We start from the raw sequence: 26,026 nt of genomic DNA on the forward strand, positions 1-26,026 counted from the left end.
ACCTAATATCAAAAGTACTGTTTCTAATGGCTCAAAGATACTAAAATGAAAGCAAATCACAACCAACTCGCGCAGCCTATGATAAATCTATGACTGTTTCTAATGGTTCAAAAATACTAAAAATGAAGATAAATCACAATCATTGTAGAGATTAAAATTTGTCTATAGGATATTTTGAAAGATTGAAATGAGAGCAAATTATGCCTACTCACCCAAACATTAATTGGAAATCATCTTATTTTATTGCCGTTTCTGAAAAAACACCTCAATGATTGTGTAGTTATCCAAGTTTGATTATTTTTGTTCCTCTATAAATAGAGGCGGCTATGGAAGATACATTAATTATTGAGCGTTTACGCAGAGGGGATGAAGGGGCATTTAAGTGCATCTATGAGCGCCATTATGTCCTGCTTTGTCGCTTTGCCAACCAGATATTGAATGATGCGGCCCTCTCGGAAGAAGTGGTGGACGATGCCATATTTTATTTATGGGAACATCGTCGGGAGATAGAAATCACATATTCCGTTCGTGCTTACCTGATGCGTGCCGTACGTAACCGTTGTCTGAATGAGTTGCAATCGTTGAGGCATCGTGAGGAGCTGCACTTTTCCTCTTTCACGCTGCCGGAGAATATGGAATTTCTGGATTCCGTTTTTGTGGAGGAGAATCAGCCTTTGGGCGTGTTGCTCGAGCAGGAGCTGGAAGATGAGCTTACCCGGAGTATCGAGGAACTTCCTGCTGAATGCCGCGCCGTATTCAAGAAAAGCCGTTTTGAACAAAAAAAATACGAGGAGATAGCTTTGGAGTTGGGTATCTCTATAAATACGGTTAAGTATCATATAAAGAACGCTTTAGCTATCCTTCAAAAGCATATGGATAATTATTTGCATTTATTGATTATTTATATTTTTATGGGTATTTGAAAAAAAAATATATTTTTCAGACTACCCTTATTCCCGATTTTTTTGTCTTATATATAAAGCAACAGAATTATGCAACCGGAAGAACGTACTGATATAGATTTATTGATAACTCGATATATTGCGGGCGAACTGGATAAGGAATCCTTTTCCGAGCTGAAACGTTGGAGTTTGGAGTCCGAGTCTAACCGGAAATATGTACGGAATAAGTTGGAGGTATGGTTTTCTTCGGGAGCTGCCGATACCACTGTGCATTTTGACAAGGACAAGGCTTTCTCTTTGTTCAGGCAACGGGTAGCCGAGTCGCAGCGGAAACAAGAGAAGGCGATTCGTTTCTCATGGAAAACGTTTATGCGCGTAGCTGCTGTCGTATTGGTTCTGTTGGTTCCGTTCGCTACTTACTGGCAGGGAAAGCAGGCGGTGAAGCAGACTTTTGCGGATATGGTCGTGGAGGCTCCTATGGGGGCGCATACCAAGCTTTATCTACCGGACGGGACGTTGGTATGGTTAAATGCAGGTTCTAAGATTGTGTATTCCCAGGGTTTTGGGGTGGACGACCGCCAACTGAGCCTGGAAGGAGAGGGGTATTTTGAGGTGATGCGGAATGAGGAAGTACCTTTCGAGATAAATACGAAAGAACTGAATTTGAGAGTACTGGGTACGAAGTTCAATTTCAAGAACTATCCGGACGATGAGGAGGTGACGGTAAATCTAATGGAAGGAAAGGTTGCCTTGCGGAACGGTATCAAGGAAATGCCGGAGCTGTACCTGACTCCGAATGAGAAAATGGTACTCAATAAGACGACCGGTCAAATGGTGAAGAGCAGCACGAAAGCGGATAAGGCCAATGTCTGGATTAATGACGAGCTTTTCTTCGATGAGGAATTACTGGAAGATATAGCCAAGAAACTGATGCGCAGCTATAACGTGAAGGTGGAGGTTGCCGATTCTTTACGCAACAAGCGTTTTTATGGAAGCTTCGGTATTTCAGCCAATACGATTGATAAGATTCTGGATATGATGGCTTCGACCAGGCAGATGAATTATAAATATGAAAATGAAGTATATATACTCTATTAATATTAATGTTGAACCTGAAAAAATAAAACTTGAAGAACATGAAAAACATTTTTTTTTGATTGATATTTGGTAATATGTGAAAAAGGCTTGAAAATTAGTTTTTTAAGTTTGTTTATTGCCAACCTTATTTCTATTCATTAATTTAAAAATCAAAAGTATATGGGAAGTTTTAATAAGGCTATTTGTATAGCCTCAGTAGTCCTTTGTCTCCATTTTTCAGCTTATTCTCAAAATATATCATTGAATGCCAATGATATAACTGTGAAAGATGCAATTGAATTATTAAAGGAAAAAACCGGCTATGCATTTGTATTTTCATCTGTTGATGTAAATACGAATAAACGTGTCTCAATTGTTGCCGATGAAAAAGATATAGAAAATGTTGTAAAACAGATTCTATATGGGCAAAATGATTTGAGTTATGAGATTAAAGGGAAAAAGATAATTATTAAGAAGGTACAAATTACCAATCCTATACAGAAAGTTAAGGTTACAGGTAAAGTGGTAGATACTAACGGGGAACCTGTTATTGGAGCGACAATTAAGGAACAAGGAACTTCAAATGGTGCCATTTCTGATATCGATGGTAATTTTTCTTTTGAGACTGCTAATAATGCCAATTTGGAAATATCTTATATTGGTTATCAAAATCAAAAAATAAAAGTACAGGAGGGTAAGATTTTGACTGTAACTTTGCAAGAAGATACAGAAATGTTGGATGAAGTAGTTGTTGTAGGATATGGAACAGTGAAAAAAGCCAATGTTGTAGGTTCTATTGCAAAGATTAATTCGGATGCGATACAAGACCGTCCGGTAAATCGAGTTGAGCAAGCTTTGCAGGGGCAGATGGCAGGTGTTTCTGTTAGAAGTACTTCTGGTGCTCCAGGAAGCGATATTACTATAAATGTACGTGGAGCAGCATCTATTAATGGAGAGAGCACACCTTTATATGTTGTTGACGGGGTACCTATTGATAATTTGTCAGGTATAAATCCTAATGATATTGAATCTATTGATGTCCTGAAAGATGCTGCTTCTGCTGCAATTTATGGTTCTCGTGGTTCTAATGGTGTTGTGTTAGTTACTACTAAAAAAGGAAAAACCGGTGCTCCGGTTATTACGCTGAATGCTTATACCGCTGTTTCTACTTTAGAAAAGAAAGTTGATGTAATGGACTCTAACGAGTGGATTGCTTTTAATAAGAAATGGTATGATTATCAGTGGACAAAAGCTTCCGGTATGCCGGCTTCCACCAGTCAGGCTGATAGAATAGCTTATGCGGAAGCGAAGTTAGGTAAAAAATTAACTACACGTGATGCGTTGAAGGAGAATGGAGTACGGAATACTTATGGTATTTATGACCCTTGGTGGGGAAGTTCGGAAATTGAGGCTATTGACTGGCAGGATGAATTGTTTCGTACAGCTCCCGCCTATGATATTCAGTTAGCAGCTTCAGGCGCTACGGATAAGATTAATTATTCATTATCTGGAGGTATTTATAAGCAAGATGGTATTGTGTACGGTTCTTCTTATAGTCGATATAATCTTCGTGCTAATGTTGAAGCACAGATGACAGACCGTATTAGGGTTGGTTTAATGGTGGCTCCTTCGTATGGAGTACAAAAAGGAGCTAAAGTAGATGGAAAAGAAAATGCTGTTTCGAAGACACTGGGGCTACCGGGATGGGTACTTGCTGGAACAGGCAGGGATGCTGGGGCTGACCCGTATAAATTTTATGATGGATGGGGACCGGGTCCGAATGTTATTAGCCCATATATTCAAGCTACTGCTCCTGATAGGAAGAATGCTGATATAAGAATCAACACTGCGTTGAACGCAACAGTTGACATTATTGACGGATTAAAGGCTCAAGGTATGGTTGCATGGAATTATAGGAATAAGAATGAAAGGACATATACTCCGACTTGGTCTAATGCAAAATGGGATACAGCAAGCCATCCTGGCGAATTGTCCAGTTCCAGTTACTCTACTGATATTTCGAATTCTTTATTGGTACAAGGTTTACTAACCTATAATAAAACTTGGGGTATTCATAGCCTTGATGCTATGCTGGGAGCTTCTTATGAATCAAATAATGCTAATACTTCTTTACAGAGTGTTTCTGATTTTCCGGATGATAAGAGTTGGGTTTTTGATAAAAATAAAGGAGGTACGGTAAAAAGCAATGAAATAGATTATACAGAGAACGCGCTTCTTTCATATTTTGGTCGTGTACAATATGCATTGATGGACAGGTATTTGTTTTCTGCTTCTTTAAGAAGAGATGGTTCGTCTAAATTTGGTTCCGAAAACAGATGGGGATGGTTTCCGTCAGTTTCAGCAGCTTGGAAATTAAATGAAGAGTCTTTTATGAAAGATATTGATTGGCTTGGAACTGCAAAATTACGTTTAAGTTGGGGACAAGCTGGTAACGATCGTATTGGAGAAGCTCAATTCCTGTCAAATATGGTTGCTTTGAATTATGTGATAGGTAGTTCCCAAAATATGGCTAGCGGTTATGTCCCAGGTAATTTGGCAAATCCTTTATTAGGCTGGGAGACGACAACTTCTTATAATATTGGTATGGATTTTGGAGTGTTGAACAATCGGATTTATTTTTCGGCAGATTATTATAAAAAAGTAACAAAAGATTTGTTATTGCAATCTCCGGTTTCGTTAATTACTGGTTTTAGTACAATGATGGCTAATGTTGGAAATGTAGATAATTGGGGATTGGAATTTGAATTGAATACGGCTAATATAACTACTTCATCTTTTAAATGGAATTCTTCATTAAATATTTCACTGAATCGAAATAAGATTACTAGTTTGGGAGATGATGATTCCGATATTCGTTCAGGACAGGGAAGTACGATTATTCAACGGGTTGGGTATCCTGTAAATTCTTATATGTTGTTAGAAGTAGAAAGAACATTGACTGCTGATGATTTTGAGGCTGATGGTATTACTCCCAAGAAAGGTATTGCCATATATACAGGGCAGAAACCGGGGGATTCAAAATGGAAAGATAATAATAAGGATGGTAAAATAACATCTGATGACTATGTGGTAGCGGGAAGTTATCAACCTAAATTTGAGTGGGGATTTACGAATACATTTAAATATAAAAATTTTGATGCATCTATTTTACTGCAAGGGCGTGTAGGAGGTGAACTTTTGTCTATCGGTTCGAGAAGCTGGAATCGTGCTACAAATGACCCGAAATACAATTATTTGAGTAGATGGTTATACAATTCGTATTGGTCGGAGAATGAACCTGGGGATGGAAAAACACCTGCATTTTACGCTACTGTAACAGGTGGACAATATGATACGAACTGGCTATATGATGCAGGGTATATTCGTATTAAAAATATTACGTTAGGTTATAATATACCATTTAAACCCAATTCTATTTTAAATAAGGCCCGAGTATATGTATCTTGTGATAATGTTTATATGTGGGACCATTATGATGCAGGGTTCTCTCCTGAAGCAGCCACACAAGATAATGCGTCTTCTGATTGGGGGGCCTATCCGTTATCAAGAACTTTTTCATTTGGTGTTAACATTACTTTCTAATTAAAGACTTATGAAAACAAAAAAATATATAGTAGCATTGATAGCTGCGTGTGGGTTATGTTCATGTAATGACCTTATTGATATTTATCCGGTTGAAAATAATTTTGCTGATACGTTTTATACTTCGGAATTTGAAATTAATCAGGCTACCATGGGTATTTACGCTCGCTTAGGGCGTAATGGGGGGAATTTGGATTTTCCGACAATTTATTATTTTATGGCTTCTGAAGGACGTTCCGATAATTTATATTATGCTGCATTGGCAAATGCTCAGCGGGACCAGGTTGACTTTAGAAATTATGCAGTTACCGATGTAACAGGTACTAATGAGGATATATATGCACGTTTATATCAGATAATTGGAGATGCTAATATGCTGTTACAGAAAGTTTCAGATGAATATGCCCGTTATCGTGCTGAGGCTTCTTTTCTTAGAGCATTGGCATATTTTGAACTCGTCAGAGCTTATGGTTCTCAGCCTGTGGTAGATTATCCTATCTTGAATGAAGAAGCTCGAATGTTGTCTCGACAATCAGCAGAAGAGGTATATAAGTTGATTATTTCTGATTTAGAGTATGCAGGAAATAACTTGGAACCATTTTATACGGGAGAAGAAGCAGGAAGGGTAGGTGCCGTTGCTGCAAAATGTTTATTGGCTCAAGTTTATGTAACAATGGCAGGATATCCGATGAATGAACAGGATGCTTACCAGAAGGCGGAAATGACTTTGGAGCCTATTATGGATGAAGTAAAAAAAAGATTTGCTCCTGATTATTCTTATATTTTTGATGTAAATAAAGAAAATATGTACGATTTGTTTTCTGTACAATTTGCATCAGGTAATCAAGGGCTCGGTTCTTCTTTAGCCGGATATGTTACTGAAGGTTCTGGAGGTGTGATGATACCGGAGTGGTTTTATAGTGGTTATCATTTACAAGGACAGGATTTTCGGGTAGATACATTGTTGGTGAATGATATGAAAGCACGGAATGATAAGCGTTTGGAGACATCTGTAGCAGAGGGATATTGGGACACGACGGAACATGGGTTTACTCCTGAAGATTATGCTGCTCATTATAAAAAACGCTGTATGATGATAAAATTTTTGGTTAAAGATAATACTAATAAAACAATAAAGGCATGGAACGATTATCCGCTGAACTTTCCAATACTGAGGCCTGCCGATGCTTATTTACTTTATGCTGAAGCTTTGATTAATAATAATAAGGCAGGACTGGCTGTAGAGTGGATTGATGCTATTCGTGAAAGGGCTGGCTTATCTCCTTTGGGGCATACTCCGACTATGGCGGATATTATGTATGAAAGAAGATGTGAGTTTATTGGTGAGGGCAAACGCTATTTTGATTTGGTAAGAATGGGGAAAGATACTTTTATTTCAACTATGAAAAAATTCTCAGACCATTATGAACATGTGTCCAAAATGGGAGCGAATAATCCGTCAGAAAAAGATTTGTTATTACCGATACCATTGACTGTAATGAATATTCATACTTCGTGGACTAATAATCCTGGGTATTAAACTTTTTGTGTGTTGAAACAAGTTATCTCAATATAAATTTGTATTTAGTAGTTGGCAAATGGATTTATTGAGATAACTTGTTTCCTTTTTATTGTTGAAATAACTTTATATAAAGAATCTTCATGAGGACAATGAGATTGTTTTGGGGTTTCCTATTGATAGCTTCAATGAGTTATGCAAGCTCTCGGCAATTACCCGGAGGGACGTTACGTAGTACATTGTATGGTTTCTTAAATCCACAGGATTCAACACGAACTAAAATTTGGTGGTTCCATGGAAAATTTCCTTCTACTCGGGACGGAATGACTAAAGATTTAGAATCATTCAAACGGATAGGAATTGGAGGTATTGTTTATTATGATCAGGTACATGGCGATCAGTTGCCGAATACCGAGTTGTCGATGAGTAAAGAATGGTGGGATAATATTTATTATGTAGCTAAAGAAACAAAACGTTTGGGACTTGACTTCGAATTTCATGTATCGAATGGGTTTGTAGCGGGTGGTCCGTGGATTAGACCATGTGATGCTATGAAACGTTTGGAAAGCATTGAAACTGTCATAGCAGGTGGGGTTCCATTGACGTTGAAACTGAAAACTCCTAATAATAAATATAATTTTTATCGGGATATAAAAGTGATAGCTATTCCTACAAGAGATGTTCCGAATGTTTGTATGAAACTTTCCGCTAATATATCTCAAGTTAATCCGGAGTGCCTTTTTAAAGGACAAGAACTTTATAGTATTCCTGCAGTGAAAGATGTCCCCATTTACATTAATATAGATTATACTGGGCTTACATCTTTAAGGAGTATATCGTATCTAATAGGTCCGTCAGGCAAGGCAACAACCAGTGCAACGAATGTGCCGGGAGAACCTCAAGAAACCTTTGCCGGGACTGGATATAAAAAATTACCTCCTATAGGAGAATTGCAATGGAGCGAAGATGGGGAGGTATATCATAAAATTTGTGATTTGAAACCATTATATCGTGCCCATGAAAGTTATAAAAAGAAAACCGTATCTTTTTTGCCAGTAAAGGCAAGATTTTATAGGATTAAATTGTATGGGTGGAATGGTTCGGAAGAGGGTAAACCTTTGCGTTTTGGAGGAATCGTACTAAGTTCAGACCCTATGATTAATGAATATGAATATAAGGCAGGGTATATATCGGAATACATTGAGAAAACAATGGAGACACCAGCTTATTCTGATTGTGAGATTGTAACCTCTGATAAAGTGCTGGATATCACTCGATGTGTTGGAACAGATGGTATTTTGAGATGGAATGCACCGAAAGGTAACTGGCGGATATTGAGATTATGTATGGTACCAACAGGTGGAAGGGTAAAGCATGGACGTCCGGATATGATGGGATTGGAATGTGATAAGATGTCATCCCGAGCTGCGACTTTACAATTTAATGCTTATTTCAAGCAGGTATTGGATTCTTTAGATTATTATGGCATTAACAATCTGAAGGGGATGGCAATGGATAGTCATGAGGCAGGTGCACAAAACTGGACTGATGATTTTTTGTTGGAATTTAAACGGCTCCGGGGATATGATTTACTTCCTTATTTACCGGTAATGGCCGGATATGTAATTGATGATACAAAGACCTCAGAAAGTGTCTTGTATGACGTACGCCTTACAATTGCCGATTTGATTGCTGAACGCTATTATGGTACTTTTGATAAGTTGTGCCGTGACCGTAATATTATTTTTACAGCACAAGCCACGGGGAATGCACAATGTATAGTTGCAATACCTCTTGTTGCTAAAAGCAAGGTACAGAAACCTCAGGGAGAATTTTGGGTTATGCAGCCAAATGGGAATTATGATATAAAAGAGGCTTCTTCATCTGCCCATTTATATGGTAAGCAAATAGCCTCGGCTGAGGCTTTTACTGATGGAGATTTGACAACAATGCCGGATGACCTGAAAAATATAGCAGACGGTGCATATGCATTTGGCATCAATGAGTTTGTGGTATGTGCTTCTGCGCACCAACCGGACGAAAGATATGCAGGATATCCGGGAGGTCGTTTTTATGCAACCTATTCGCGTAATAACAGTTGGTGGGAAAAAAGCCGTGATTTTTGGGATTATCAATCACGTGTCAGCTATGTTATGCGGCAAGGAAGGCCAGTAGCTGATTTATGTGTTTATCTGGGTAATAATGCTCCTGTAAGAATCTTGACTCATCGGTTACCCAAGATACCTGCCGGATATGATTATGATGCGTTTTCAGAAGACGCACTATTGTTTAGGATGGAATCAAAAGGTGGGAAAATTGTTTTACCTACAGGACAAAGTTATTCTATGATGATACTTCCACGCTCAGGTGAGATTTCATTACGTGCTTTGCGTAAAATAGCTGAATTGGTAAAGCAAGGTACTTATGTATATGGCAATAGGCCGACGGGCTCGCCATGTAAAGAGGACATTGGTAAATATGAAGAATATGAAACATTGGTAAGGGCTTTATGGGATTCGGCTGTTTATGGTAAAGGGAAAGTCTTTTCAGGAATGACTTTAGAGGAAGCTTTACAGAAGGCTTGTGTTATACCAGATGTACGTGGGACAAAACTTTATTTTGCACATAGAGAAACGAATGATTGTGATATTTATTTTTTGAATAACCATACAGATAGTATAATTTCAGGATTATATACATTCAAAACGAAATATAAATATGCACAGTTATGGGATGCTGTTTCAGGGAGACGTTATTGTTTACCTGCAGATAAAGGACAGGTTACTTTACATTTGTCTCCTAGAGAATCTTGTATAGTAGTATTTTCTGATAATAAGGAGCTATTGGATGATAAACCCTTATTATGTAGACATCATGTTATCGATGGTAAGTGGACTATTGATTTCGATTCTCGTTATCATGGAGTGGGGCGAGTGGAATGTCTGAAACTTGAATATTGGAATAAATCTGAAGATTTAAAGGTTCGGTATTATTCGGGAACAGCAATCTATGAAACATCTTTCGAATGGAATAATACTCAATCAACAGTCTATCTTCAATTACCTTCTAATAATTGTGTTACAGAAGTGTACATAAATAAGGAAAAGGCTGGGACTATTTGGTGTTCTCCCTGGAATTTGGATATCTCATCATATTTGAAAGAGGGGAGGAATGAGTTAAGACTGGAAGTTACAAATTCATGGAATAATCGAGCAATAGGAGATTTAAAGTTGAAACAGGATAGAATAATATGGAAACCGGAATTATTTGTTTCAAAGAATTCTTTGTTACAAAATGCTGGTTTGCAAGGAAATGTTATGCTAATATTTTAATTCTCAATAGACTTCTCTTGGTGAAAACCTTGGAATTCAATATCAAAGAAAAATATTTCTTAATCTTTTCTTGATATTGAGATTCTGAGGTTTTCTTTTTGGTTGAATGAATGGCTATATTTTCATTCTTGTTGTGTAAAACATGTGTACTGATATAAAAAATAAAGAACATATACAGATATCAGCTTACTTATGATATAATTGGAGGTTATATTTAAACTGCCGATTAGAAGAAATATATATAATGAATGCAGATAAAGGTTAATATCTCATAACCTTTATCTGCATTCACTAATGAGGTTCAACAATACCAGAAAAATACGGGTTTTAGGTCTACAATTTGAGATTACATCATTATAGTATTATGTCCGTTGAATCTTATAACCTTTTTCCGGTATTAGCATATCTGCAAAGCATTACAAGTCCGCACTGTATTTTATCAGCGCATACCCTCCTGCTACCTGCATCGCCATTCCCGGCAAGCCGATACGGAAGTCTTGTACAGCCTGGAAGAAGCTGCCTGCCATGACCCATTCGCCCAATGTGCCTGCTATCTGGTAGAATAGCACTACCGCCAGTAAGATAGGCAGGGAGACACGATTGAAACGGTGTGCCGCCCAGCCGGCTGCTGCTGCCAGCAATACGGATTTCAGTAAGATAGCGGGAAGCACTGCCGGAAGCGGCATTCCGAATAACAGCGAGTTGGCTACCGGGGAGAGTAACGCAGTCAGCAGTCCTACTTTCCAGCCGAATTTGTATGCACCGATTAAGGTAAAGAAGTAAATGGGTAACCAGGTTATACCCCCTTGCGGTATAAGGTGGAAAAGCTGGGGCAGTGCTATGTTGCCTGCGATGAACAATGCGGCTATCCGGTAAGTTTTGGCATTGCTGTAATCCAGCGAATAAAGTTTAACGGTTTTTGTTTCCATGTTCTTATCGTTTAAAGAATAATCGTTTTCAGTTGCACAAAGTTATAATTATTATTTCAAACTGCTACGCTCTTGGCGGCAGTAATGTCCGAATTCATTAGAAGTCGATATTCACGCCGCCCATAAAAGTCGCTTTGGGCATCGGGAAGCCGGCATTTATTTCATAACGCTGCGCCAGCAGGTTCTCGCCCTTCACAAAAATATCGGCAAAGCGGCATAAACGGTAGTTGGCGCGGAGATTCCAGAGAACGAAACTCTCCCGCTTCTCCTGCCCCTTGCTTACATCGGTATATAAATCTTTTATATATTGCAGGCCGGTAGATAGCCTCCAGCGCCCTTGCGTAAAATCCGCACCGGCATAAAGCTTGTGTCCGGGAGCGGCAACCACCGGATTCTCCATATGCAGCCAACTGTAATTGGCGTTTACCTGCCAGCGGGGAGTGATGCGGTAGCCGATATTGGCTTCGACGCCCCAGTTCTCGATTTCGCCGGTGTTTACATTCTTGGGCTTGCCGTCGGTGGGAACAGTCATTATCATATTGTCTCCGTCGATATAATAGAGGTTCATGCCGTAAGACAGCGCACCGTCCAATATGCGCTGGGAGAAAGACAGCTCGTAGTTCATCAGGCTTTCCGGCCTTAAGTCCGGGTTCTGCGGCGGGAACATATACATTTCACGAATGGTAGGGTTGCGGAAACCCTTGCTCACCATTGCCTTCATCTCCACCTGTTCGGGCAAGTGAAAAGAAAGCCCGCCCTGCGGTATCCACTCTGTACCCACGTGCGAGTGGTGGTCTACGCGGATACCGGCATCCAGGGACAACCAGTCGCCGAGGTCTTGGCGGAAATCGACGTAGCCGGCAAACTCATCCATTTGCTTGTCGACGCCCGGAACACGCTCGCCGGTGGCAACCACCCGGTTCCACGATTCGCCGCCGAAGTGCTGGTAGTCGAAACCTACGGTCAGGCGGTTACCCGTGAAAAGCGTTGCACTCTGATACCAGGATACGCCCAGCATCCGGTCTTTGGAGTTGAAGTGAGACTCCTGCGGCGTTTCGCCGGGATGATAGCCGTCATTGATTTTGTGACGTCCCCAGTTGTAGAAAAAACTCAGTGCGCCGGAACTTCTCTCGTAATGGTTCTCGAGAGCGAATGAAGCCATGCCGCGTGTGATGCGGGAGTCGTTGTCTATATACGGATTGTCGGTTTCGCCCGGATTGGAAGCCTTGAACTGGGTGATATTTACATCGCCCCACAGCTTCCAGGCATTGTTGAGGTCATAGTTCAACTTGGCATATCCGCCGTACTGTTCGAACTCCATATTGTCGCGGTGTCCGTCGGTACGGTTGTAAGACCCGGTGACGACACTGCTGAAACGTCCCTTCCTGATGCGGTTGGAAACTTCCGTCTGCAATGTGTTGTACGAGCCGTAACCAATCTGTGCATTCGTTTTTACCCCGTCCTCCTGCATCTTGCGGGTTACTATGTTGATAACGCCTCCCATGGCGTTGGAACCGTATAGTACGGAGGCGGGACCACGAAGCACTTCCACCCGGTCGGCCAGCATGGTCTGGTAGGCATCGGCAATGGGATGCCCCATTAGCCCCATATATTGGGGATGTCCGTCAATCAGTACCAACAGGCCTGCCGTGGGGCTGCCGCCGATACCGCGCAGGCTCATTCCGCCCGCCGCTCCGGTGGACACGCCATAACCCATGATACCGCGGCTGGTGGTAAACAGTCCGGGCACTTGCTCTGTCAGCACCGGCAGCACTGAAGGCTGTAAACTCTGCTCCAGCACCTTGCGGCCTACTACGGAGATAGTCATCGGCAGATGCCGTATGTCCGTTTCGTTTCTTGTTCCCGTCACTACCACTTCGTCGATAGTCAGGCTTCTGGCAATGCGGGCGCTGTCTTTGGCCGTCTGTGCCAGTCCCGTTGCAGCCCAGATACCCGCTATCGAAAAGAGAAATATCGTTTTCTTCTTCATAATTATTATAGTCTGTCTTGTTTTAAATCTTCCACGAAGCGGTCTATCTCCTGCAACTTTTTGGGGATGTCGATACCCTGCGGACAGTGAGGATTGCATTGGTTGCATCCGGTACAATGGTTTGCCTGGCGGAGCTTCGGCACACTGCGGTCATAACCGATAAGGAAGGCACGGCGCGCTTCGCGGTAGTTCTCGTCCTGGCTGCTTTTGGGTACATTGCCCTCGTTGATACACCGGTTGTAATGCAGCAGAATGGCGGGGATGTCCAACCCGTAAGGACAAGGCATGCAATACTTACAGTCGTTACACGGTACGGTGGGATAGGTAAGCATCCGTTGTGCCGTGTCCTCCAACAACGCCATTTCTTCCTCCGTACAAGGGTCGAGGGGAGAGAAGGTGCGGAGATTGTCCTGCAGATGCTCCATATACGTCATGCCGCTCAGCACGGTCAGTACATCGGGGAAAGTGCCGGCAAAGCGGAATGCCCAGGAAGCTACGCTGTTCTGGGGGCGGCGCTGTTTCAGGCGTGCCATTAAGTGGTCGTTCAGTTTGGAGAGACGTCCGCCCAGCAACGGTTCCATGATAATGGCGGGTATGCCCCGCTTTACGAGTTCACCGTACAGGTATTCGGCATTCGTATTGCGGGTGTTCACCTCTTTGGCATGCTTCCAGTCCACATAATTCAACTGGATTTGCACGAAGTCCCATTTCAGTTCGTCGTGCCGTGAGAGCAGGTAATCGAAAACCTCGATATCTCCATGATAAGAGAAGCCCAGGTTGCGGATGCGTCCCGCTTCGCGTTCTTTCAGGAGGAAATCGAGCATACCGTTATCCAGGTAGCGGCTGTGCAGAGCCTCCATACCACCCATACCGATGCCGTGCAGCAGCAGATAGTCTATATAGTCCACCTGTAATTCGCGGAAAGAACGGCGATACATGGCGAGCGACTCTTCGCGGCTATGAGTGCTGGGGCTGAAGTTGGAGAGTTTGGTGGCAAGGAAGAACTTGTCGCGCGGGTGGCGCTTCAGGGCGATGCCCGTGGCACGTTCGGACATACCCTGCACATATGCCGGGGAGGTGTCGAAGTAATTCACCCCGTGGGCAATGGCGTAGTCTATCAGTTCGTTGACGGCCTCCTGGTCTATCTCGTCCCCCTTTCCGTCGGCGCGTTTCCGGGTAGGCCAGCGCATGCAGCCGTAACCCAGCAGCGATACGCGGTCGCCCGTGGTGGGGTTGGTGCGGTAAACCATTTTATCGGTAGGAATCTCGCCCAATGCCGCCGATTCGCTGTCTGAGCCGTTGCCTTTGCCGGAACAGCCGTACAGTGCGGTTGCCGATGCGAGGGTTCCTGCGCCGGCGAGCTTGAAGAAGTCCCGGCGGTTTATCTTATCGTTATTGTTCTTTTTCATTATAGTTGCGGTTTTATTATGTTGAGAAACGAAGGCTGGTACTACACCGTGCGGTGCATGATATGCCCTTCCACATAGATAGCGCTGAACGGGCGCGACGGGCAGAGATTTTCGCATGCGCCGCAGCCGATGCACCGTTCGGTATTGACGACGGGTATCTTCCTGGAGTCCGGGTTGTCCGGGTCCGATGCCACCATTTGTATTGCGCTGACCGGGCAGTGGCGGGCACAGTTGCCGCACTCCATATCGTCGGTGATACAGATACAATTCTCCTTTATCCATACGGCATGGCCTATCTGGATAGCCGATTTGTCCGCTTTGGTGATAGGGTGGATAGCACCTGCCGGGCACACTTCCGAGCACTTGGTGCACTCGGGGCGGCAATACCCGCGTTCGTAGGACATTTCCGGTTGCATCAGCTTCATCAGGTCGGAAGAAGGGTGCAGCACCTGGTTGGGGCATACCGATACGCAGAGCTGGCAAGCCGTGCAATGCAGTGCGAAGTTACGGGCGCTCAACGCTCCCGGCGGAACAATGGCGGTGGCACGGGCGGGTATTTTCTTGTCTTCGATTACCGCCAGCCCGCCGTCTACCTTCTTCTCTTGCGCCTTTAGCGCGGTGGTCGTTGCCAGTACGGCCGTCGCAGAGAGGAAGGCGCGCCGGGTATCGTCTATCCGTCCGGAAGCAACCGCTGCCCCGCCTGCCGGTGCTTTTACCGTATTCGCTTTGCGGCGGCGGGTGTAAGTGATAGCTCCCCGCTTGCACTTATCGAGGCAGTCCATACATGCCACACAACGGCTGTAGTCTATTTCGTGCGCTTTGGAGTCGATGCACGATGCTTTGCAGTTGCGGGCGCAAAGTCCGCAGCCGTTGCACTTCGAGGTATCAATAACCGGTTTGAATAGGGAATACCTGGACAAAAAACCGAGCACCGTACCTACCGGGCAAATCGTGTTGCAGTACGTACGTCCGCCTCTCCATGCCAATACGATGAGTACGATGAAAGTAACCGCCGCGATGATAAAGGTAGAGAGGCTTTTCAGCCATACATCCGTTTCGTAGAACGCATAGCTGTCCGCCCGTTCCGCCAAGTGCGCCAGCAGGTTGTTGCCCCATTGGTAGACTGGGGCGAAAAGGTTGGAGGCGATGCGCCCGTAAGAGCTGTACGGCTCGAGCAGCGAGGCAACCGCATGAAAGCGTACGCCGGCTATGAGGGCGACGGCGAACAATGCCAGCATTCCGTAACGCAGCCATTTCCGTGCGGGCGAATAGCGGAAACGGTTCTTCTTCCGTTTGCCTGCAAACCGGGAAACGATATCCTGGAATACGCCGAGCGGACAGATAACGGAGCAGTAAATACGTCCGCACAGCAAGGTCAGTACGACGAGCAGCAATACTATGCCCGCGTTCAGCGCAAGTACTGCGGGCACGAACTGTATCTTGGCCAGCCAGCCGAACCACACATGCAGTGTTCCGGTGAAGTCGAGGAACAAAAGGGTGATGATTGCAAAAAAGATGATTGCAAGAGTCAGTCTGATAATACGTAACATATTTTATTGTGGTTTATGTTTTGCTTAAGATACCTTTACCCATTTCGTAAGCCTCGTTCATGGAAGGCATACCGTTGATTTCTCCTACATGCCAGGCGCCTACGCCGTAAACTGTTCCGCACTCCTTCGCACCTTCCAGGCAGTCGAGGAAACCGCGGAAGCCGTCGATAGTGCGTTCCATTAAGGGTACGCTGTTCTCGGCAGCGGCGATGATGAAGTAAAATTCTTTATCCTTTATTTCCAGGTAACGGGCACAGCAGCGGTCGATTAGAGCCTTCATCTGTGCGCTCATGGTATAGAAGTAAACGGGAGTGCCCATGACGATTACGTCGGCAGCAATCATTTTCGCTACGATTTCGGTGGCATCGTCCTTTTGGGGGCACGGCTTGCCGTACATGCTGCACACGCTGCAACCGGTGCAGTAAGCGATGTGCTTGTCTTTCAGGAATATTTTCTCCACCCGGTTTCCGCTTTCCTGTGCGCCACGCATGAATTCGTTGCACAATGTGTCCGAATTGCCGTTGCGCCGGGGGCTGGAGGAGAGAATCAGTACATTTTTAGTCATAATCCGTTTTTTTAGTTATTCTTGTCTGTTGAGACGTATGTGATTGATTATTACTTTCGTCCGTTGCAAAAATACGGAGTTTACAGTTAGTTTCTGTATATGGATTACAGTTGTTTTTACCATTTTTACGGAAAAAGGCTTATTTCTTGTTCCGTTTTTGTTTCTTTTAGGAATTCCCGGTCGTGTGAAACGACCAGTACGCTGCCCCGGAAGTTGCGTATCGTTGCCGTAACCGCTTCGATGCTTTCGATGTCCAGGTTGTTGGTGGGCTCGTCCAGGATGAACATATCGGGGGTATTGTCGGCAATCATCAGGCAGCAGAAGGCAAGACGCATCTTTTCGCCGCCGCTCAACCGGTCGCACGGCTTGTCCCAAGTGTCGCGGGGAAAGAGGTAACGGTTTAGAATGGTCTTGACCTCGTGCTCCGGCAGATGCCGTCCGTTGAATTCTTCCGCCTGTTGCAGCACGCTGCGTCCGTTCCGGACAAGGGAATATTCCTGGTCTAAGTAAACGCAGGTGAAGCCGGTACGTTCCACGGCTCCGCAGGTAGGCTCCAACTCTCCGGCAATCAGTTTCAGCAGGGTGGTTTTCCCGCAGCCGTTGCTGCCTTTAATGCAGAGGCGGTCGCCGCTCCGCAACTGAAAATGGAGGGGAGACCGCCAGAGGTTACCGGCACTGTCCGGATAGCGGAAGTTGATTCCCTGCACCGTAACGAGCACTTTGCCGGTGTGCAGCGCCGGAGCGCCGAAGTCCGTTTTCAGCCTCTCCGTTTGCGGCAGGAAGCTTTTTATGTCTGCTATCTCCCGCTGTATCTTTTCCGACTTCCCGGCATGGATGCGCCCCAGCTTACCGCTGCTGTTCTCCGCATGGTTTTTCAGGCTGCCCGCCATGATGCGCGGCATACCTTTCTTAATGGCTGCTTTTTTGCCCCGTGCATCTTGCCCCGCCTTTCGCTCTTCCACTTCACGGGCTGTTTTCCGGGCAAGACGCAACGCTTTTTCCTTTTCTTCCAATTGTTCCCGGAGGGCGTTCCGGTGTACCTCCTTTTGCTCTTTGTAGAAGCTGTAGCTGCCACCGTAATAGGTCAACCCGTTACGGGAAAGCTCGCAAATGGCGGGTAGCAAGTCCAGCAGGGTACGGTCGTGGCTAACGGCAAACACCGTGGCCGGCGTGCGACGTATGAAGTCGTACAGTCGTTCCCTCCCGGTACTGTCCAGGTGATTGGTAGGTTCGTCCAGCAGGACAACATCCGGTTCGTACAGCTCCATGCCGGCAAGGAACAGGCGGGTTTTCTCTCCTCCACTCAGTCCGTCCAGCGAGCGCGAAAGGGAGATGCCTTCCAGATGCCAGGCGTTGAGAAGCGCCCGGGTACGTTCTTCGATGTTCCAGTCGTCATCGAGCCGGGCGAAACATTCTTCCGTCGCTTCACCGTTCAGAATGGCATGGAGCGCGGCTATCTTGCGGTCTATGCCCAATGCTTGCGCCACTGTGTATCCGTTGTATTGCCCGAAATGCTGGGGCACGTGGTAGGTGCGTCCGTAACAGCGTGCACTGCCGCTTGCCGGTACTGTTTCTCCGGCAAGGATATGTATCAGAGTGGATTTTCCGCAGCCGTTGTTGCCGGTCAGGGCTGTCTTTGTTCCGGCGCCGATTGTCAGGTTGAGGTTAGAAAACAAAACCTCCTTATCCGCGTGGATATAGCTGAGGTTTTTGATGATAATACTCATAAAATACTGTGTTTGGAATAGGTACATAGGTGTGTCTGCACGACACGTTTTTTAATTCTCGAAGGGGAGGAAGGGGACAGACAAACACAGTAAAGCCGGACATCCGTTTATCGGGTGATGTTCCGTGATAAGGGAGATATCTTGTTTCTCGGGTGATGTTCCGTCTTAGGATGATGTTCCTATTTCTCGAGTGATATTCCCATATTAAGGCTACGTTTGGAGCAGTGCCCTACGTTCTGCTGCAAAAAGCAGGCATAAGGCAGGCAATGTTTACCGGAATGTACTGTCTTTACTTGGATATTTTCATTGGTGGTATATATCGGTTGGCGGTTGCAAAGATACGAATTTTATTCATATACATGCGAGAAACATCACTTATAATATGAGAAGCGTCATTCATAGTGGGGGCGTATTCTATTTATAATGAAAGTAATCCTATTTAGGATAATGTGAGTAACATCTTAATCCTAAAGTGTGGCAGAAGGAGATGCGATGTGAGCAGCATTATTTATAATGTGAGCAACATCTCATATAGTAGGAAAAGCTTCTTGTTCATAACATGGAAGATGCGTCGAACGAAAGCGGCAGCAGCGTGCCCACACCCTTCAATTCGTAGATACCTTTTTTGCCGAACAGCAATATACGCATGGGGCGTTCGAAGCGTTTCTCCGTTTCGAGCATAACCTGCCGGCAGGCGCCACACGGGGGAATGGGCTCTTCCAGGAACTCTCCGCATTCGTTGCGGGCGGCTATGGCGAGCGTTTCCACCGCTTGGTCGGGATATTGCGAGTTGGCATAGAACAGGGTAGTGCGTTCGGCGCAAAGTCCCGACGGATAGGCTGCATTCTCCTGATTACTGCCTGTAACGATTGTGCCGTCAGCCAACCGGGCGGCTGCACCCACCGAGAAGTGCGAGTAGGGAGCATAGCTGCGTTCGGTTGCCCGGCAAGCAGCATCCGTCAGTTCGCGGTCGGCGGCGGTTAGTTCCTCGTATTCGTATATCCGGATAGCGATTTGTATGTTCAGGTCTTTCATGGAGTAATGCTTTATATTGTAATTAATGTTACAAAGATAGGAAAGAGATTGGTTTTTTCAATTCTTTTGCAGACTTTTGTGTCGAATTCAACCTTGTAAGCATGAAACCTATTTTCAGACTGACTGCTATTATAGCACTTCTTCTTGTTTCCGTAACTGTGCAGGCGCAACGCAGAAACTCCCGTTACAATGAATACATAAAGCGATATGCCCCGCTTGCTGTGGAGCAGATGAAGGAGTATAAAATACCCGCCAGCATTACACTGGCGCAAGGCTTGTTGGAGAGCGGTGCAGGACAAAGTACGCTGGCGCGTAAGAGCAACAACCACTTCGGCATAAAGTGCCATAGCGATTGGCGTGGGCGGAGAGTGTACCACGATGATGATGCCAAGGGAGAATGTTTTCGTGCCTATCGCCACCCGAAGGACTCTTACGAGGACCATTCGCTCTTTCTGAAAAGAGGCGCACGCTATGCCTTCTTGTTCAAGCTGAAGATTACCGACTATAAGGGTTGGGCGCGCGGTTTGAAGAAAGCGGGATATGCCACAGACCCTTCCTATGCCAACCGCTTGATAACGATTATCGAGGACTACGATTTATATAAATACGACAACCGCGGCCTGAGCAAGCGGGAAGCCCGCAGGTTGGAGAGGGAGCTGAAGAAGAAACCCTGGCTCGCCAATCCGCACCAGGTATATATCGCCAACGACATCGCCTATGTGGTAGCGCGCGACGGCGATACGTTCCGGCTTTTGGGCAAAGAGTTCGACATCAGCTGGCGTAAGCTGGTGAAGTATAACGACCTGCATAAAGAGTACACCTTAGAGGCCGGGGATATTATTTATCTGAAAGGAAAACATAAGAAAGCCGCCAAGCCCCATACCGTCTATATTGTAAAGGACGGCGATTCCATGCACTCCATTTCGCAGAAGTACGGCATCCGCCTGAAGAACCTGTATAAGATGAACCGCAAGGATGCGGAATATGTGCCCGAAGTGGGCGATAGGCTACGCTTGAGATAGCGGGTTGTTTCGTTCTATACCGGCTTGTTTATCCAGCGAGATGTATGTATCAGGCAAGTACCGCTGTTTGGAACTTGCCCTACCACAGCTTGGTATTCGTCGTACTACGGTTTGGTATTTGCCGTACCATAGCTTGGTACTCGTCGTATTACAGCGGGATATTCCTTGTACCGTACGCCGGGACTTCCCGTAGCATACAGGGATGTTTCCCATATCCGGGTAGGAGAGTGGTTGCACGATAGGCACTTCCTTTACCGTTCCTCGCGTTGTTGTTCTTTTTGCGGTGCTGTCTTGTTCCTTTTGTAGGGTTGCCCTGTTTTTCTTTGCAGGGCTATCCTGTCCCTTTTGCAGGATTGCTCCGTTTTTCTTTAATAGGGCTATACCGTTCTCCTTTGCAGAATTGTTCCCTTCTCTTTTGCAAGATTCTCCTGTTCCTCTTTGCGAGATTCTCCTCTTTGCACAGTATTTTACTATCCGAAAATGTACAGAGTGTCCGAAAACGGACACCTAGCTTTTCTTCCTTTATGCTTTCTTTCAGCCGTTTACGTTTTTGGCACGGATTTCGCAAGTAGGTCGGTGATGATTTTCCCGGTGTCCGTTTTTACAGTCGGCAGAAAGGGACGGGCGGGAGAGAACTTAATACTAATTGTAATAACAATATGGATAGAGAAATTCCGAAAGAGGTTCGTAACAAGGAACGTAATAAGAAAATCATCCGCTATGGCGGTATGGCTGTGGCGGGCATCGTCGTTATCAGCGTGCTCATTTCACTGATGCGTACGGGGGTGAAGGAAAAAGACCTGGTGTTCTCCCAGGTGAGCCAGGGCACAATCGAGGTCAGCGTCAGCGCTTCCGGAAAAGTAGTCCCCGCCTTCGAAGAGATTATCAATTCGCCTATCAACACCCGTATCCTGGAAGTATATAAGAAAGGTGGCGACAGTGTGGACGTAGGCACGCCTATCCTGAAACTGGACTTGCAGAGCGCCGAAACCGACTATAAGCAGAAATTGGATGAGGAGCAGATGCGCAGCTATAAACTGAAACAGCTTAAGTTGGAGAACATGACCAAGCTGAACGATTTGGAAATGAAGATAAAGGTATCTGCCATGCAGTTGAACCGCAAAAGGGTGGAGCTACGTAACGAGCAATACCTCGACAGCCTCGGTTCCGGTACTACCGATAAGGTACGCCAGGCGGAGCTGAGCTATAACGTGGCGGAGTTGGAGTACGAACAGTTGAAACAGCAGTATGCCAACGAGAAAGAAGTGCTGAATGCGGAGTATCAGGTGCAAGAGCTGGATTTCAGCATTTTCAGGAAAACGCTTGCCGAAACCAAACGTACGCTGGACGACGCACAGGTGCGTTCGCCCCGGAAGGCAATCCTTACCTATATCAATAACCAAATCGGCGCACAGGTGGCGGAAGGCTCGCAGATTGCCGTCATTTCCGATTTGAGCCATTTCAAGGTAGAGGGCGAGATAGCCGATACGTACGGCGACCGGGTGTCGGCGGGCGGCAAGGCTATCGTGAAAATCGGCAATGAGAAACTGGAAGGCTCGGTAAGCAGCGTAACGCCACTATCCAAGAATGGTGTTATTTCCTTCACCGTAAAGCTGAACGAAGATAATAACCGCCGTCTGCGCTCCGGTTTGAAAACGGATGTCTACGTGATGAACGCCGTCAAAGAAGATGTGATGCGCATAGCCAACGCTTCTTATTACGTGGGGCGCGGCGAATACGAGCTGTTCGTACGCAACTCCGACAAGGAGATTGTAAAGCGTAAGGTGCAACTGGGCGACAGCAACTTTGAGTTTGTAGAAGTGGTAAGCGGCTTGCAGCCGGGCGACGAGGTAGTGGTGAGCGATATGAGCCAGTACAAGAACAAGAATAAGCTGAAACTGAAATAAAGCGGATTCCTTCGGAGTCCTTTTTAAATACGGAAAGAATTATGATAAAATCTCACTTGAAACAAGCATGGGAGCTGCTGAGGCAAAATCCGCTGTTCAGTACCCTCTATATTACGGGTACGGGGCTGGCTATTGCCATGACCATGGTAATGGCGGTTATCTACTATGTCAAAATAGCTCCCGTTTATCCGGAAACCAACCGTATGGGCACGCACTACCTTACCGGCGTGCGCTTTAAGAAGGGAACGGAGGGGAATAAGCAGACGATTCAATGGGCGGTTTCCTATAAGGCATTGCAGGAGTGGTTTTATCCGTTGAAGAATGCGGAGGTTGTGTCGGCTTCTCTAAAGGACGACATGGCAAGCAATAGTTTCGTTCAGCCGGCAGACCGCAGCGGCGATTTTCCGGTGGTCGTGAGGCTGACAGACCCCGGTTTCTTCCGCATCTACTCTTTCCGCTTTCTGGAAGGGCAGGCGTTTACACAGTCCGACCTGGCGAGTGGCATCCGTACGGCAGTCATTACCGACGGGCTGGCACGCCGCCTGTTCGGTTCCGCCGAGGGGGTGGTAGGCCGCTCGTTCAGCCTGAACTATACGGATTACCGCGTTTGCGGTGTGGTGCGGGGCGCCAGTTACCTGACGCCCGGTTCCTACTCGCAGGTCTATCTTCCTTATACGGTATCCGACGGGTACGAGAAAGGGAAGTACGGCATCCCGTACCTGGGAGCGTTCAGCCTGACCTTTCTTACGAAAGACGATGCGCAGGCAAAGGCGCTGCATGCTGAAATCGAGGAGCTGGTGCGGAAGGAGAACCTGATACATAAAGACGAGTGGCAATTGACTATATGGGAGCAGCCTACATCGCATCTGCTGAGTGCCTTTCAGTCGGTTGCCAGCCAGGAGTTCGATACGTGGGCAACGGTGCGCTACTTACTGCTGGTGCTGTTGGTGCTGTTGCTCGTGCCGGCACTCAACCTGAGCGGGATGATTGCCAGCCGCATGGAGAACCGTCTGGTGGAAATGGGGGTACGTAAATCCTTCGGAGCCGGACGCGGCAGGCTGCTTTCGCAGGTGATGTGGGAAAACCTGCTGCTCACGGTGTTGGGCGGAGCTTTGGGGCTTGTCGTTGCCTGGCTGGTGCTCTACGTGTGCCGCGAGTGGGTGTTTACCGTGCTGGATGCGTGGCCTGCAGCGGTTCCCGAAGGGACGGAGGTCAGGGTGTCGGGCGAAATGTTGTTTGCGCCGGCGGTGTTCCTTGCTGCATTGCTGCTGTGCGTTGCGCTGAATTTGCTGTCCGCCCTTATACCGGCGTGGCATTCGTTGCGCAAGCCGATTGTGTATTCGTTGAACGAAAAAAGATAATACGAAAGATATGCTGAAACTGATATTGAAAAATCTTTGGGCGCGCCGTCGCCGTAACGGTTGGCTGCTGGCGGAGCTTATCCTGGTGAGCATAGTTTCCTGGGCAATCCTCGACCCGGTTATTGTGGTTACCCACGACCGCAGCATTCCGCTGGGGTATGATGCCGACCGCCTATGCCTTGTTTCTTTGGGCGCTCTGCCGGCCGGTGTGCCCGGTTACAACGTGCAGGCACAGGACTCTGCCGTTATGGTGGACAACTATATGCACTTCGTGCGGCTCGTCAGGGATTATCCGGGCGTGGAGCAGGCTGCTCCCCTGTTGGGGTATTGCTATCCTAATTCGCAGGGCAGCAGTAATTATTCCTTCCAGGCGGAAGGGGATACCGTGGACGGCTCTGCCATGTGCATCGAGTTCATGCCGCATACGCATTTTTTTGAGACATACGGCTTCCGTCCGGGGCAAGGGATGACGCCGGAGCAGCTTTCGGACTACGATTATACCCAGAATGATATTGTGATGACGGAGAATGCGCTCCGGAAGTTCTTTCATTCGCAGGAGCCTTTCGGCAAACGCGGGATAGCTGTTGAGAGAGGCGATACCACTTACATATCGGTTATCGGTACGGTGGGTACTTTGAAGATATACAGCGAATGGCGGCCGGTAGCCGTTATGTTCCGTCCGCAACTGTCTGTCGATGTATCCGAAATTCCTGAAAGGGCGCAAATACTCATCCGTTTGAAGGAAGGCGTAGGCATGGAGCGCTTCATGCACGAGTTCCGTCCGTGGATGATAAAGACGCTCCAGGCGGGAAACCTGTTTGCTCGCAGCATACAGCCGTATGAAAAGCTGATTGCTACCCGCGAATATGCGGGAGTAACGTCTGTCTATCGCCGTAATCTGGCAATAGCGGGGTTCTTTCTCGTCAATCTCTGCCTGGGAGTTATCGGTACGTTCTGGTTGCAGACCCGTACGCGCCGCGAGGAAGTGGGGGTAATGCTGTCTTTCGGGGCTACGCCGGGGCATATCGTCCGCCTGCTAATGGGCGAGGGGGTAGTGCTGACGTCCGTCGCCGTATGTACGGGTTGCCTGCTCTACCTGCAATATGCCCTGAAGGAGGGGGTGAACGAGGGGAGTGCCTGGGTACAGAGTACCGAAACTTACTGGGTGACGGACTTTGCGCCGCATTTCCTGATAGTATCGTGCGCCGTCTTCCTGATAATGCTGGCTGTGGTGCTGGCGGGTATTTACATCCCGGCACGCAGGATAAGCAGGATACCCCCTACGGAAGCCCTTCGGGACGAATAGGGTACGGAGGCATAGGCGGAAACGTTTAAGGTATGAGTTCGGGATATAAATAGGATTTAAACAATAACAATTAAATACTTACCATTATGATTAAGTTAACTGGCATCAACAAGATTTATCGTACGAACGAGATTGAAACCGTAGCATTGGAGAATGTAAACCTCGAAGTGAACAAGGGCGAGTTCCTGAGTATCATGGGACCTTCCGGTTGCGGTAAATCTACTTTGCTGAATATTATGGGCTTGCTGGATGCACCTACCAGCGGCACAATAGAGGTAGCGGGCACTAAGGTGGACGGCATGAAGGACAAGGAATTGGCGGCTTTCCGCAACTTGAAATTGGGGTTCGTGTTCCAGTCTTTCCACCTGATTAACTCGCTGAATGTACTGGATAATGTGGAACTGCCTTTATTGTACCGTAAGGTGTCGGCAAAGGAGCGCCGCCGTCTGGCGGAGGAAGTGTTGCAGAAGGTGGGGCTGAGCCACCGCATGCGCCACATGCCTACGCAGCTCTCCGGCGGACAGTGCCAGCGCGTAGCCATTGCCCGTGCCATTGTAGGCAATCCGGAGATAATACTCGCCGATGAGCCTACCGGTAATCTGGATTCCAAAATGGGTGCGGAAGTTATGGAACTGCTGCATCAGTTGAACAAGGAGGACGGCCGTACTATCGTCATGGTAACCCATAACGAGGAACAGGCCAGGCAGACCAGCCGTACGGTACGCTTCTTCGACGGCCGTCAGGTAGAATAATCCGATTCCATAAACCATACATATTATAAATCATAAATCT

General features: G+C 46.3%; 17 protein-coding genes. 10 read left to right on the forward strand and 7 right to left on the reverse strand.

Going from position 1 to position 26,026, the window contains the following annotated elements:
- Positions 1–326: 326 nt before the first annotated feature.
- The 5 genes from C233_RS0118120 to C233_RS0118140 all read left to right on the forward strand — a co-directional run bounded on the left by C233_RS0118120 (position 327) and on the right by C233_RS0118140 (position 10,433).
- Complete coding sequence (locus C233_RS0118120; RefSeq protein WP_018668949.1) at positions 327–923, forward strand: RNA polymerase sigma-70 factor; 597 nt, start codon at positions 327–329, stop codon at positions 921–923.
- A gap of 69 nt (positions 924–992) precedes the next feature.
- Positions 993–2,000, forward strand: a complete 1,008-nt coding sequence (locus tag C233_RS0118125; RefSeq protein ID WP_018668950.1) for a FecR family protein — start codon at positions 993–995, stop codon at positions 1,998–2,000.
- Between the two features lie 159 nt (positions 2,001–2,159).
- Positions 2,160–5,582 (forward strand): SusC/RagA family TonB-linked outer membrane protein, encoded by a 3,423-nt coding sequence (locus C233_RS0118130; protein WP_018668951.1) that lies wholly within the window; start codon positions 2,160–2,162, stop codon positions 5,580–5,582.
- A 10-nt stretch (positions 5,583–5,592) separates the two neighbouring features.
- On the forward strand, positions 5,593–7,122 hold the full coding sequence (locus tag C233_RS0118135; protein ID WP_018668952.1) for a RagB/SusD family nutrient uptake outer membrane protein: 1,530 nt from the start codon (positions 5,593–5,595) through the stop codon (positions 7,120–7,122).
- Positions 7,123–7,289: 167 nt separating this feature from the next.
- Positions 7,290–10,433 (forward strand): glycosyl hydrolase, encoded by a 3,144-nt coding sequence (locus C233_RS0118140; RefSeq protein WP_164835507.1) that lies wholly within the window; start codon positions 7,290–7,292, stop codon positions 10,431–10,433.
- A gap of 416 nt (positions 10,434–10,849) precedes the next feature.
- On the opposite strand, the gene C233_RS0118145 is transcribed toward C233_RS0118140, so the two are convergent.
- The 7 genes from C233_RS0118145 to C233_RS0118175 form a co-directional block, all read right to left on the reverse strand.
- Positions 10,850–11,362: an ECF transporter S component gene (locus C233_RS0118145; protein ID WP_018668954.1), complete on the reverse strand. Its 513-nt coding sequence runs from the start codon at positions 11,360–11,362 to the stop codon at positions 10,850–10,852.
- A 97-nt stretch (positions 11,363–11,459) separates the two neighbouring features.
- Positions 11,460–13,352, reverse strand: a complete 1,893-nt coding sequence (locus tag C233_RS0118150) for a TonB-dependent receptor (RefSeq protein ID WP_018668955.1) — start codon at positions 13,350–13,352, stop codon at positions 11,460–11,462.
- A 5-nt stretch (positions 13,353–13,357) separates the two neighbouring features.
- Entirely contained in the window at positions 13,358–14,761 is a 1,404-nt protein-coding gene (locus C233_RS0118155; protein ID WP_018668956.1) for an aldo/keto reductase, read from the reverse strand.
- Positions 14,762–14,802: 41 nt separating this feature from the next.
- Entirely contained in the window at positions 14,803–16,311 is a 1,509-nt protein-coding gene (locus C233_RS0118160) for a 4Fe-4S binding protein (RefSeq protein ID WP_018668957.1), read from the reverse strand.
- A 13-nt stretch (positions 16,312–16,324) separates the two neighbouring features.
- Positions 16,325–16,876 carry a flavodoxin family protein gene (locus C233_RS0118165; protein ID WP_018668958.1) on the reverse strand — a complete coding sequence of 184 codons (552 nt, stop codon included), beginning with the start codon at positions 16,874–16,876 and terminating at the stop codon, positions 16,325–16,327.
- Between the two features lie 125 nt (positions 16,877–17,001).
- Entirely contained in the window at positions 17,002–18,603 is a 1,602-nt protein-coding gene (locus C233_RS0118170; RefSeq protein ID WP_018668959.1) for an ABC-F family ATP-binding cassette domain-containing protein, read from the reverse strand.
- 552 nt (positions 18,604–19,155) lie between these two features.
- Entirely contained in the window at positions 19,156–19,638 is a 483-nt protein-coding gene (locus C233_RS0118175; RefSeq protein WP_018668960.1) for a cytidine deaminase, read from the reverse strand.
- Between the two features lie 101 nt (positions 19,639–19,739).
- Here C233_RS0118175 and C233_RS0118180 point away from each other — a divergent pair, with 101 nt between their 5' ends.
- The 5 genes from C233_RS0118180 (at position 19,740) to C233_RS0118200 (ending at position 25,986) form a co-directional block, all read left to right on the forward strand.
- Complete coding sequence (locus C233_RS0118180; RefSeq protein WP_018668961.1) at positions 19,740–20,660, forward strand: glucosaminidase domain-containing protein; 921 nt, start codon at positions 19,740–19,742, stop codon at positions 20,658–20,660.
- Positions 20,661–21,319: 659 nt separating this feature from the next.
- Positions 21,320–22,567, forward strand: a complete 1,248-nt coding sequence (locus C233_RS0118185) for an efflux RND transporter periplasmic adaptor subunit (protein WP_018668962.1) — start codon at positions 21,320–21,322, stop codon at positions 22,565–22,567.
- 41 nt (positions 22,568–22,608) lie between these two features.
- Complete coding sequence (locus tag C233_RS0118190) at positions 22,609–23,928, forward strand: ABC transporter permease (RefSeq protein WP_018668963.1); 1,320 nt, start codon at positions 22,609–22,611, stop codon at positions 23,926–23,928.
- 10 nt (positions 23,929–23,938) lie between these two features.
- Positions 23,939–25,234: an ABC transporter permease gene (locus C233_RS0118195; protein WP_018668964.1), complete on the forward strand. Its 1,296-nt coding sequence runs from the start codon at positions 23,939–23,941 to the stop codon at positions 25,232–25,234.
- Between the two features lie 86 nt (positions 25,235–25,320).
- Positions 25,321–25,986 carry an ABC transporter ATP-binding protein gene (locus tag C233_RS0118200; RefSeq protein ID WP_018668965.1) on the forward strand — a complete coding sequence of 222 codons (666 nt, stop codon included), beginning with the start codon at positions 25,321–25,323 and terminating at the stop codon, positions 25,984–25,986.
- Positions 25,987–26,026 lie beyond the last annotated feature (40 nt).

This window comes from Bacteroides gallinarum DSM 18171 = JCM 13658 (assembly GCF_000374365.1).
GTDB lineage: Bacteria > Bacteroidota > Bacteroidia > Bacteroidales > Bacteroidaceae > Bacteroides > Bacteroides gallinarum.

What these genes read in the sequence shown, in the direction of transcription:
- C233_RS0118155 (WP_018668956.1), bottom strand. Translation starts at nt 14,761, where the DNA reads ATGAAAAAGAACAATAACGATAAGATAAACCGCCGGGACTTCTTCAAG.
- C233_RS0118130 (WP_018668951.1), top strand. Translation starts at nt 2,160, where the DNA reads ATGGGAAGTTTTAATAAGGCTATTTGTATAGCCTCAGTAGTCCTTTGT.
- C233_RS0118145 (WP_018668954.1), bottom strand. Translation starts at nt 11,362, where the DNA reads ATGGAAACAAAAACCGTTAAACTTTATTCGCTGGATTACAGCAATGCC.
- C233_RS0118160 (WP_018668957.1), bottom strand. Translation starts at nt 16,311, where the DNA reads ATGTTACGTATTATCAGACTGACTCTTGCAATCATCTTTTTTGCAATC.
- C233_RS0118135 (WP_018668952.1), top strand. Translation starts at nt 5,593, where the DNA reads ATGAAAACAAAAAAATATATAGTAGCATTGATAGCTGCGTGTGGGTTA.
- C233_RS0118195 (WP_018668964.1), top strand. Translation starts at nt 23,939, where the DNA reads ATGCTGAAACTGATATTGAAAAATCTTTGGGCGCGCCGTCGCCGTAAC.
- C233_RS0118200 (WP_018668965.1), top strand. Translation starts at nt 25,321, where the DNA reads ATGATTAAGTTAACTGGCATCAACAAGATTTATCGTACGAACGAGATT.
- C233_RS0118165 (WP_018668958.1), bottom strand. Translation starts at nt 16,876, where the DNA reads ATGACTAAAAATGTACTGATTCTCTCCTCCAGCCCCCGGCGCAACGGC.
- C233_RS0118150 (WP_018668955.1), bottom strand. Translation starts at nt 13,352, where the DNA reads ATGAAGAAGAAAACGATATTTCTCTTTTCGATAGCGGGTATCTGGGCT.
- C233_RS0118180 (WP_018668961.1), top strand. Translation starts at nt 19,740, where the DNA reads ATGAAACCTATTTTCAGACTGACTGCTATTATAGCACTTCTTCTTGTT.
- C233_RS0118175 (WP_018668960.1), bottom strand. Translation starts at nt 19,638, where the DNA reads ATGAAAGACCTGAACATACAAATCGCTATCCGGATATACGAATACGAG.
- C233_RS0118120 (WP_018668949.1), top strand. Translation starts at nt 327, where the DNA reads ATGGAAGATACATTAATTATTGAGCGTTTACGCAGAGGGGATGAAGGG.
- C233_RS0118190 (WP_018668963.1), top strand. Translation starts at nt 22,609, where the DNA reads ATGATAAAATCTCACTTGAAACAAGCATGGGAGCTGCTGAGGCAAAAT.
- C233_RS0118185 (WP_018668962.1), top strand. Translation starts at nt 21,320, where the DNA reads ATGGATAGAGAAATTCCGAAAGAGGTTCGTAACAAGGAACGTAATAAG.
- C233_RS0118170 (WP_018668959.1), bottom strand. Translation starts at nt 18,603, where the DNA reads ATGAGTATTATCATCAAAAACCTCAGCTATATCCACGCGGATAAGGAG.
- C233_RS0118140 (WP_164835507.1), top strand. Translation starts at nt 7,290, where the DNA reads ATGAGTTATGCAAGCTCTCGGCAATTACCCGGAGGGACGTTACGTAGT.
- C233_RS0118125 (WP_018668950.1), top strand. Translation starts at nt 993, where the DNA reads ATGCAACCGGAAGAACGTACTGATATAGATTTATTGATAACTCGATAT.